Source organism: uncultured Holdemanella sp. (genome assembly GCF_958348295.1).
Lineage (GTDB): Bacteria > Bacillota_I > Bacilli_A > Erysipelotrichales > Erysipelotrichaceae > Holdemanella.
This window is the reverse complement of sequence record NZ_CATVYQ010000063.1, coordinates 1-10,581: the sequence shown is the minus strand read 5'-3', so window position 1 is coordinate 10,581 and position 10,581 is coordinate 1. Positions and strand designations below refer to the sequence as shown.

The 10,581-nt window shown below is 33.7% G+C and carries 7 protein-coding genes; all 7 read right to left on the bottom strand.

All coding sequences use genetic code 11. The annotated features are described in order from the left end of the window. Nucleotides 1–62 precede the first annotated feature (62 nt). Entirely contained in the window at nt 63–647 is a 585-nt protein-coding gene (yihA, locus tag Q3907_RS09775) for a ribosome biogenesis GTP-binding protein YihA/YsxC (protein WP_118012332.1), read from the bottom strand. Nucleotide 648: 1 nt separating this feature from the next. Further along, the gene (lon, locus tag Q3907_RS09770; RefSeq protein WP_295644120.1) at nt 649–2,955 is read right to left on the bottom strand and encodes an endopeptidase La; all 2,307 of its coding nucleotides are present in this window, start codon (nt 2,953–2,955) and stop codon (nt 649–651) included. Between the two features lie 64 nt (nt 2,956–3,019). Beyond that, the gene (gene tig, locus Q3907_RS09765; protein WP_301898140.1) at nt 3,020–4,297 is read right to left on the bottom strand and encodes a trigger factor; all 1,278 of its coding nucleotides are present in this window, start codon (nt 4,295–4,297) and stop codon (nt 3,020–3,022) included. Next, a complete protein-coding gene (locus tag Q3907_RS09760) occupies nt 4,290–5,021 on the bottom strand; it encodes a DUF3196 family protein (protein ID WP_288518726.1) in 732 nt (243 codons plus the stop codon). The genes tig and Q3907_RS09760 overlap by 8 nt, the downstream gene beginning before the upstream one ends. 115 nt (nt 5,022–5,136) lie before the next feature. Further along, nucleotides 5,137–6,513: an MATE family efflux transporter gene (locus Q3907_RS09755; RefSeq protein WP_301898139.1), complete on the bottom strand. Its 1,377-nt coding sequence runs from the start codon at nt 6,511–6,513 to the stop codon at nt 5,137–5,139. A gap of 1 nt (nt 6,514) precedes the next feature. Then, nucleotides 6,515–7,282, bottom strand: a complete 768-nt coding sequence (locus Q3907_RS09750; protein WP_301898138.1) for an InlB B-repeat-containing protein — start codon at nt 7,280–7,282, stop codon at nt 6,515–6,517. Nucleotides 7,283–7,337: 55 nt separating this feature from the next. Continuing rightward, on the bottom strand, nt 7,338–10,274 hold the full coding sequence (locus Q3907_RS09745; RefSeq protein ID WP_301898137.1) for a DEAD/DEAH box helicase family protein: 2,937 nt from the start codon (nt 10,272–10,274) through the stop codon (nt 7,338–7,340). Nucleotides 10,275–10,581: the final 307 nt, after the last annotated feature.

Sequence of the window (10,581 nt, the reverse complement as noted above, 5' to 3'; positions counted from 1 at the left end):
CATCTAATTCATCGCATGACTAAAGTCACGAGTGTTCTTAGATTGCATTATAAAAGAACAGACTATTTTTTAGCCTGTTCTACAATTTCATTGATTCTTTCTAAGACAGGTTCAAAACCTGTTTTTTCTGTACTACTAATTCCAAAGATGTTTTTCATTGGCAAATGAAGTTGTTGTGAAATATCTTTCAATGCACGAACACGTTTTGTCTTAGGAATCTTATCAACTTTTGTAGCTACGATAACGATTTGAATTCCAAGACTTTGAATCATTTCGATCATATCTAAATCATCATGCGTGGCTCCATGTCTTGCATCGACAAGTTGTACAACGCAACAAATCTGCTCTCTTTGGTTAAAATATGTATCCATCATTTTACCCATCTTAATCAGCATTTGTTTAGACATTTTCGCATAACCATATCCAGGAACATCCACCAACATCCATGTATCATCAATCTTAAAGAAATTGATTAAACGTGTTTTACCTGGTGTATTTCCTACATAGGCAAGTTTTTTCTTATTTGTCAGTGCATTAATAAAGCTTGATTTTCCAACATTACTACGTCCAACGACTACAACTTCTGGTAAATCAGATTCCGGCCATTGTTCTTTTTCAACAGCACTAATCACAAATTCACTGATCATACTATTTTACCAATGCGTTATGTAACACTTGAGAGACATTTGAACAAGGAATAAAAGTAACTGCATCTTTTACTTCTTGAGGTACATCATCTAAGTCTTTTACATTTTCTTTTGGAATCAAGATTGTATCAATTCCAGAACGATGTGCAGCCAATGATTTTTCTTTTAAGCCACCAATAGGAAGAACATTTCCCCTTAGCGTAACTTCACCAGTCATAGCTAAATTTGCCTTAACTGGAATATTTGAGAAACAAGATACCAATGCCGTTGTCATTGTAACACCAGCACTTGGCCCATCTTTTGGAACAGCTCCTTCTGGTACGTGAATATGTACATCATTTTCTTCAAACAATTTTGGATCAATTTTGAATTCTTTCGCATGTGTACGAACATAGTCTAGCGCAATACTAGCACTTTCCTTCATAACATCACCTAATTGTCCAGTAAGAACAAGACGTCCTTTACCAGTAAAACGAGTTGCCTCGATTTGAAGAATATCTCCACCAAAGCTTGTATAGGCAAGTCCTGTTACTGTTCCGACTTGATCTTTCTTTTCTTTTTTACCATAATCTACTTTTTCATTACCCAACCACTCATGAACTAATTTCTTAGTCAACTTGATGCTACGTTTGTTGTTTTTTAAGATTGCCAATACTGTTTTACGGCAAATTGTCGCAATTGTACGCTCTAATGAACGAACTCCAGCTTCACGAGTATAGTAACGAATTAAATATAGTAACATATCATCATCAATTTTTAATTGAGATGGTTTTAATCCGTTTAGTTCTAATTGTTTAGGCACTAAGTGATCCTTGGCAATATGAACCTTTTCTGCATCTGTATAGCTTGATAATTCAATAATTTCCAAACGATCTCTTAATGCAGGTGGAATATTTTCTAAATAGTTAGCCGTTGCGATGAATAATACTTTTGATAAGTCATAAGGCTCTTCAATATAGTGATCTGAGAATACTGAGTTTTGCTCAGGATCCAATACTTCAAGCATAGCACTTGATGGATCTCCCTTATAATCACTAGCCATCTTATCAATTTCATCAATTAAGAATACAGGGTTAATCACTCCAGCCTTTTTCATACCTTGAATGATACGTCCAGGTAAAGCGCCTAAATACGTTCTTCTATGTCCTCGAATTTCAGCTTCATCACGAACACCACCAAGTGACATCTTCACAAATTTACGGTCCAAAGCACGTGCAACACTTTTTGCCAAAGATGTTTTACCAACTCCAGGAGGACCTACCAAACAAATGATTGGTGCATTTAATGAATTTGTCATTTGTTTAACAGCCAAATATTCTAGAATACGTTCTTTTACTTTTTCTAGACCATAATGATCAGCATTTAAAGTGGCTTCTGCCGCATTTAAATCCTCATTATCTTTTGTTTGTTGCCACCAAGGAAGATCCATTAACCAATCAATATATGCCTTGATTACACCAGTTTCTCCACTAGCCATAGGAAGCATTTCATAACGACTGACTTCATCCGATACCTTTTTCTTAATGTAGTCAGGATATGGATTTTCAGCTAAACGCTTACGAATCTTAGCTGCATCTTCGTCTTGAGCAACTGTATCCCCTAATTCTTCACGAATGACATTCATCTTTTCACGAAGATAGTAGTCCTTCTGTCCTTGATCGATTCTTTCTTTTACAGTTTCGTTGATTTGTTTTTCAACTTCACTCATCTTTTTTTCTTTTGCCATGTCTTGAAGCAACATCATCAAACGATCATTCACCCCAAGAGTTTCAAGATATTTTTGCTTTCTTTCAATATCTAAAGGTAACCCTTGAACAGCTTTATCGCTTAAGAATTCACCGCCCATACCTTTAGAAATTTCCATGACAATTTCTTTTGTTACAAAACGTTCTTGTCCTTGCATACGATCAAGTTCATCTGCAATCATACGAAGTAAAGCTTCTTCTTCGACAGCATCTTGTTTTTCACTTTCAAGAACTTCAACTTCAGCAAGATCACTCAAACTTCCATTGACCCATTTATTTAGTTTAACACGCTTAATTCCACGGAATTTAACGCGTAAAAAGTTATCAAAACGACGAATATGACGAACTTCACACAAAGTCCCTACAGAATATATGTCTTCTACTCCAGGATGTTCTTGTTCAAGTTCTTTTTGAGAAAATAAACAAATCTTTTTATCATAATTATCCTGTGCATTTTCAACAGCATGTACAGAAGTATCTCTGCCTACATCGATCACAATTTCTTGATTTGGATATAAGACAACGCCTCTTGTACAAACTAAAGGATAGGTATTTAATTCCATACAAAAACCTCCTTATATTAAATATGGAAAAAGACGCTAGGCGTCTTTTTTCGTTTACATTATACTACTTTACAGAAGTTTTAATGAAGTCTAATGCTTTTTGATTAGCTAAATCTGCTTTAATACTTTCTGGAGAAATCAATGATTTGATTTTTTCAACTTCCATGTTGTACATTTCAGACATTGTAGTAAATTCTTTTTCTACATCTTCATCACTAGCTTCAATGCTTTCTGCTTTTACGATAGCTTCTAATACTAATTGAGTTTTAACACGAGCAGCAGCTTCTGGGCTCATTTGAGCACGAATTGCTTCTTCAGTCTGATGAGTTGCTTCTAAGAATTGTTTAGCAGTGAATCCAGATTGTTGCATACGACCTTCAAATTCTCTGTACATACGATCAACTTCTGCATCAATCATAGCTGCTGGAATCTCAACATTTGCGTTGTCACAAACTTTTCCTAATAATTCATTAGTGAAGTTTTCTTCTGCTTCTCTTTCTTTTTGAGCAGTTAAGTCAGCTTTTACTTTTTCTTTATAAGCATCAACTGTTTCAACGTTTTCAATCTTTAATTTTTTGATTAATTCATCATTTAATTCAGGAAGATCTTTATATTTTACTTCGTGAACTGTGCAGTGGAATGTTGCAGGTTGACCAGCAAGTTCAGCTGCTTGGTAGTTTTCAGGGAAAGTAACTTCAACGTCTTTTTCTTCACCTTTCTTAACTCCAACTAATTGTTCTTCGAAACCTGGAATGAATGATCCTGAACCAAGTTCTAATGGATAGTTTTCTCCAGATCCACCTTCGAATGCTACACCATCTTTTGTTCCAACGAAATCGATAACTACTTGATCACCTAATTGAGCAGCATCGTCATCTTCACGAACAACCCAGTCAGCATAACGATCTTGAACACGTTTAACTTCGTTTTCAACATCTTCTTCTGTAACTTCTACATCAGCTTTTTTGATTTCTAATCCTTTGTATTCACCTAAAGTTACTTCAGGAAGTACTGTACATGTAAATACTAATACGGCTTTTTCATCATCAGCTTCTTTAACATCTAAAGTAGGACGAGCTACTAATTCGATATTGTGTTCTTTGATTCCTTCTGATAATGCTTCATTAGCAACTTCTTCACTAGCCATATCATATAATGCTTTTGAAGAAAGTTGTTTTTTAACTAAAGCATCAGGAATTTGTCCTTGACGGAATCCTTTCAAATTCATGTGAGATTTAGCATAGTTTAATGCTTTTTTCTGTGCTTTTTTCCAAGCTTCACCTTCTACAGTTACTTCTAATTCACCAGTAGAATTTTCTTTCAAAGTCCAAGTACTAGTCATTGTTTTCTCCTCGCTTTTCAATGGATAACTCAATATCCTCAATTTTTTCAAGACCTTGTTTTTTCACAAAACCAGGCCATTCATCGGATTTCTGCATTGCATCATACACAAGTCTTGTTACACTTTTCGCAAGTTGGTAAGGATCTTTATCTTCTTGATCAAATGGTCTTTCATATAAAACAAGCTGCATCAAAAGTGACATACAAAATTGAACCATTGTTGGATCTTCATTTGTAAACCAACTTTCAAATAACGAACTTGCTTCACAGATTGACGAATCTTGCTCCATAGGTAAGATAGCACTTGGAATAAATGTAATGTTCAATCCGGATTTTATCAAATCAAATGGATCATCGATTTTCTGCTCCATTAAAGCCTCAATCAATGTACCCTTATATTCATCAGGTAAATCTGAATCCAATAATACCTGAACTTCATCATGACACATTCTTAAATTCATGTTTTCTAACATAGAAATCGCAAAGATCTTCTGTTCTAGACTTCCATGAATATAATCCTGTAACTTGTTGAAATCCATACTCTTATTCTTCTGTTCCAAATAAGGTTTGCATTCTGACTTATAAGATTCTAATAACTCCAATGCATCTTGTGGAACATAAGGCATGTTCAGCTCCTGACAAATCAATTCGTACGCCTGGGCATAACTTTTTTCATCTATCTCTTTTTTTATTTCTTCGATTAAAGAATGATAATATGCGTTCACTTATACCTCCATGCGAAACATTAGTATTCTACCATAAATATCGACAATAATCAATTCTACGCATTTTTAAAATACAGAATCCAAAGAATGTCATCTCTAGAAAAAAACTCTACTTTTATAGAGAGTCTACTTTCATATTTTTTTCTAATTCATTTAACTTCTTGAATTCAGCCAAAATACAAATAACGGACACTACAAAAGCAACAAAATCCGCAATTGGAGCCGCATATAAGATTCCATTCAAGCCAAAAAATTTAGGTAAGATCAAAACTAATGGAATCAAAAATAATACTTGTCTAGTCATAGATAAAAACATTCCTAAATATGCTTTTTTAATTGACGAAAAAAAGCTAGACGATAACATCTGTACTCCATCAACACATACAAGCATTAGATAGATTCGCATAAACATTGTCGCAAATTCAAAATAGTTCGCATCCCCTGATCCAAATATTGATAATACAGTGCTTGTGCAGAATTGAAATAAAGCCCATCCAATAAATGAAACAACCAAATTTACACTGATCGCAAGTTTGAACGTCTTTTTGACACGCTCATATTTTTGGGCTCCATAATTAAATCCAATAATTGGCTGCATACCTTGCGAAATACCAATAATAATAGCTAATAATATCGCATTGGTTTTCATCACAATGCCACAGGCGGCTAAAGGAATATCACTACCAAACTTAGTAAACTGTCCATAATACGTCAATGAATTATTTAATACGATTTGCACAAACAAAATCGTAATCTGATTTAATGAAGCACTCATTCCAATGGTTGCCATTTCCTTTGTATCATTTAAAGAAATACGTAAACTACTTTTATTAAATTCAATATGTTGAAAACTCTTGATATACCAAGCGGCAATAAAAAATGAAATCACTTGCCCAGCTACTGTGGCGAGGGCAGCCCCAGCGACACCCATATGAAATACAAAGATAAATAGTGGATCTAATATAGTATTCACAACAGCACCCGCAACCATACATGTCATTGAATATTTTGGTGACCCATCTGCACGAATCAAGTTACTAATTACATTTGTCGTAATCAAAAACGGAACACCCAAAGTTGTTATTCGTGTATATTCAAGTGCCAAAGGCATAATTGTGCTTGTTGCACCAAATGATTTTAGTAGCGGTTCTAGAAATACAAGTACTAAAACAACATAGATTACTGAGCAAAGAACAGACATACTAATACCATTCCCAGCAATAGTACTTGATCGTTCTGGCTTTTTTTCACCTAGATATAAACTAAATAAACTTGCTGAACCAATCCCAATCAACAATGCAATCGCAAGTGCAATTGTTGTCAATGGAAAAGCCACATTGGTTGCAGCATTTCCTAGAAAACCAACACCTTGACCGATAAAGATTTGATCCACAATGTTATATAGTGACGATACAAGCATTGAGATAATACTTGGTATCGCAAACTTTTTTAATAATGATGACTCTTTTTCATACCCTAAAGGATTTTGCATACTAATTCAATTCCCTCTTTCTAAACTGTGCAATTAAATGCTTATTTCCCATTGAATGCTCCCGAATGACATTTAACTCATTTCCTCTTTCGTCAAACCAACCAACAAATTCATAACCTGGCTTTGTTGCTGGCAACAAATGAATTGTATCCGAAAAATACGTATATGACTTTGGATTTCTTCGACTGCTTAATCCCCCATTCAAATCATATGTAATCTTATATTGACTTACTTGCCAATGGGCATATAAAGTACAAGACTCATGAATGGGTTCATCCAAGTTATAACGCCAACGATAATCGCAATCCCAGAACCATCCATCAAAGGTATATCCAACTCGAACTGGCGGCTTTAAACTTCCCAATAAGCCATGTTCATCCGTACATACATCCATATAATTGGCTCCACCACACGTTTCAAAGTGGATAATTGGACATTCTTTATAAATAGCCGTTAATATGACTGGTTCATGAATGCCTGCTGGTAAACTTGTTATAATTTCACCATTCAACTGCCAACCTACAAACATAACGCCCTTCTTAAATGCCGGATACAACAATAATTCTTCCGATTCAATGCATGTATATCTTGGATTACGACGCGACATAACTCCGCCGTCCACATCATATTCAATGGGATACCAGATAGGAATCCATTTATCATATAAAGTCACAGAATGAGGAAGCACCCCACCTGGATTTAATCTTTTTGTACACTCTTTATCTATATACCAACCAACAAATTGGTAACCTTCTCTTTTTTCACTCATCAAATATCACCTGCCCATTATTTTATCACAAATAGAAAAACTTCTAGGAAAATTTCTAGAAGTTATTCAAATAATTATACAAACTATTTCCAAAAGTCATTTCCATAAGTTCATTTGCGATTTCTTTATTTTGAATCCGCATAATATGATCTTCTACATCTTGTTTACCTAATAAATTTATATTTCCATACCATACAATTTCCTGATCAATAATCGCAAAATGCTCACAATTATCTTCTGCCGATTTTAGATAAAAACCAGATTGTCTCATTTCTTCTAACAACTGCATTCTATAATTTGAACTTCCAAACCTAATTTTATCAGGCATCCAAGAAACTATGGTTACTTCAACTCCACTTTCCATCTTTTCTTTGATCAATTTAGTAAATTCTAGAACTCTATCGCCAGATAATGAAGGACTGGATACAATAATATTCTTATTAGCACGCATTAAGTCATGACTATACATATCGTAATAATTACTTGCATCATATATAGATTGAGAAATTTGCGATTCACTTTTTATGCCGTTAGTATCCGAAATTAATTCATAACCTGATTCTTTGTAGGCCTTTAATCTTTTTCCGTACATTCGATCAAACATTGGAATATGGACATCTACATAATCATATACAAGTATTGTATATTTTTTATCATATAGTCGATGAATCCTTCCTGTAAATTGTTTTATAACACTACTACTAGCTACAGGCATTGCTAGAAACAAAGTATCCAACCTATCAAGGTCAAAGCCTTCTCCAACGAGTGATCCTGTCGCAACTAATATCATAGTTTTATCTTCAGGCACACTTTTCATTAATTTAACAATATGATTATTTTCTTTTTTTGATTGACTTCCTATCAACAAGAAAACAGAGTCTGCCACACCTTCTAATTGTTGATATAGCTTCTTACAATGATTTACATATTTTGATAATACAACAGGCGTACGTTTTTTCTTTATACATTCTTTTATATCCTGAATAATCATTTGATCTCGCAAATCATTATCTCGTAATATTGAGTATGCTTCATTTGGATTCTTTTCATCTTTCATCATTCCTCTTGGCGCAACTACATGCGTAAACCGAGGATATAATAAACGAGGAATCCCTTGTTGTTTTGCTTGTTCTTTTGCGGAATATTTATGTCGTATTGGACCAATAAGCATAAAATTCATTTTATCCAATTGATCCGTTCGATCAACGGCCGTAACACCATACACATACTTAGCTTTAATTTCTTTTAAAACAGCACTTTCTGTATTTGAAGCCGCATGATGACATTCATCCACAATGATCATGCCATACTCATTCAACAGTTTATGAAATTTCCCCTTTTTACATATAGAGCCAGCCATTGCGATATCAATTATACCTGTCATGGAATCATGAGATCCTTGTAAAGTACCTATCAATGATTTTCTCTTTTTGATCAAACCTTTAGGTGTCGTATATTCAGGTAACTCTTCATTTATATCCAAAAATGTCTGCAGCTTATCTTTCCATTGTTCTAATAAAGATGAACTTTCCAACAAAATTAATGTATTCACTTTCTTTGTCGCAATTAAATCTGCACAAAGAACGGTCTTACCAAAAGCTGTAGTTGCTAATAAAATACCATTATCATGGTCAATCATTTTATTTAGAGCTACTTTTTGTTCAGGTTTTAACTCTCCCTTAAAAGTAACATCAATACTTCTTCCTTGTTGCCTTTTATCATCAATCATCATTTGAATCCCAGCGTTCTTATTATACGAAATTAAAGTATCATAACATCCTCTAGGAATTTGTATATATCCACTATCGTGGTCTTCACCAAGATAAATATATTTATACATGCCAAAAGTAGAAATTCCCATACCTTGATTTTTATAATAAATAGGATTACTAATTCTAGCTAATTTACGAATTTTATTTTGAATAGATACGCTTAAATTTGAAGTATCCACATAAATACCATTTGATAAAATGATATGCATTTTTCCATCCACTTCATTCTTTTCAAATTCTTTAACAGAATCCCAAGGTTTATCATCTGAATTTCCATGCCATTCTTTTATTTTTTCTTCTATAAACACCTGTGAAAGCTTAGGCTTAGACCACAATATATTCCATTGATTTGAATAGGCATTCCAATTTTCATCAATAAATGCACTATTGCCATCTTTCAATGCTTGTCCTTGTAATGGCAATGCGATTAAATTTCCCAGACCACCCTTTGGCATACTATCTTGTGCTGGTATCATACGATCATAGTATTTAAATGATTTTAAATTCACTTGTTCTGCACCTTTATCCAACAAAGCATTTCCAAAATTTCTTGCCAAAATAGCTGAAATCGGTTTATCAAAGAAAATCCAAATATGCGCTCCTTTACCTGATCTAGAACGTTCAATCAATGGATCAATTCCATTTAATTGACAAATCTCACGCATCGCATCAACTTCTTCTTTCCACCTCTCATCTTTATTCGCAAAATCATTTCCTGCATCTTTATCATGATTATCAAAATCAAAAACTAAAAATCGACACGTATTATCTTTATACAATGGATAAACACCAACCACTTCATTTCCTTTTAAATGTGACATAATACTATCAATTGTCAAAGCTTTATACTTTTGGTAATGACAATCTTGACAACGAAATCCTGCATTCCATTTCTTGCCACACCCATCCGACCAAAAATTAATACATTGTGGATAGTATCCCGCCTTATTTGTTTTCTTGTTTTCTACTCTTTTTGTGTATACATCTGTACGACCCCAAAAACGTGCAAAAAATCGATTTGCCATATCTTTTGTGATTTCATTTGGAAAAACAATACGACTTCCTTGATTCGTTTCAATAGTTTCTGCATTTGCAGAATTCTTTAATTGATCCAATTCTTCCTGATAAGAAATTCCTTCTCGATTCAAAATGTTCTTCAAGCATTGAATCTCTTTTTTTAAGTCATCTATGATAGTCAAATTGTCATTCGTCTGTTTCACAAAACCACCTACTTTTTTCAATACTATTTTAATTGAATTAGTTAATAAAAAAAACACCCAAGACTCCGTTAGTTAGACGGAGAGGAGTGTTTTCAGAACACATCTGCAAGTAGTAGTCTTGTAGTAGTTCTATTCATATAATAATCCTTTTTATAAAACATTGTGTTAACACAAACACACAAAACAGATAAAATTTTCTATTGATAATTCAATCAACATGATTATAATGAAGTCTAAATTATAGATAAATTAGAATTTATCAGAAAATGAGGAATAGTTGAAATGGAGGCGCTATAATAACATGAAG

Coding starts and splice junctions, on each gene's coding strand:
- yihA (WP_118012332.1), bottom strand. CDS start 647: ATGATCAGTGAATTTGTGATTAGTGCTGTTGAAAAAGAACAATGGCCG.
- lon (WP_295644120.1), bottom strand. CDS start 2,955: ATGGAATTAAATACCTATCCTTTAGTTTGTACAAGAGGCGTTGTCTTA.
- tig (WP_301898140.1), bottom strand. CDS start 4,297: ATGACTAGTACTTGGACTTTGAAAGAAAATTCTACTGGTGAATTAGAA.
- Q3907_RS09755 (WP_301898139.1), bottom strand. CDS start 6,513: ATGCAAAATCCTTTAGGGTATGAAAAAGAGTCATCATTATTAAAAAAG.
- Q3907_RS09750 (WP_301898138.1), bottom strand. CDS start 7,282: ATGAGTGAAAAAAGAGAAGGTTACCAATTTGTTGGTTGGTATATAGAT.